Genomic DNA, 412 nt, shown 5'->3' on the forward strand with positions numbered 1-412 from the left:
ACCCACCATCAAAAATATGCCTCAGCAAGGGCAGGTGGCTACATTGTAAATAGTATCAATGAGTTACAATGTGGCTTATCCCGAACTGGGGTTAGGTAATAAAAACATCCTTCGAACTAAAGACTACTGTCAAAACGTTACTTCTCCAGAGATAGAAGACTTATTGAGAGATACACTTGTTAGAATCGTAGAAACAGAATATTCAATCGACTGTAAGTCGATAGCAGATTCGCAGTCCACAAGAGGTATTGTGAGTATATTTCAATCACAAGTTCCCAACTTTTCAAAATATGACTTAGCCAAACATTTTATTAAATGGTGTAAGAGTAATGATGCTTCAAGCCTTACAGAAGATGAGATAAGCAATTGGACTAAGCTCATTGAAAATATCAACAAAGTGCTAAAATAAACC

1 protein-coding gene is annotated in these 412 nt (G+C 36.2%); it reads left to right on the forward strand.

Features of this window, described 5'->3' with window-relative positions; all coding sequences use genetic code 11:
• The first annotated feature begins 70 nt into the window (after positions 1–70).
• Positions 71–409 carry a hypothetical protein gene (locus tag ACT3RN_RS16165; protein ID WP_192521079.1) on the forward strand — a complete coding sequence of 113 codons (339 nt, stop codon included), beginning with the start codon at positions 71–73 and terminating at the stop codon, positions 407–409.
• Positions 410–412: the final 3 nt, after the last annotated feature.

This window comes from Psychrobacter sp. AOP5-GZ1-6 (assembly GCF_052376345.1).
In the GTDB taxonomy this organism is placed as follows: Bacteria; Pseudomonadota; Gammaproteobacteria; order Pseudomonadales; family Moraxellaceae; genus Psychrobacter.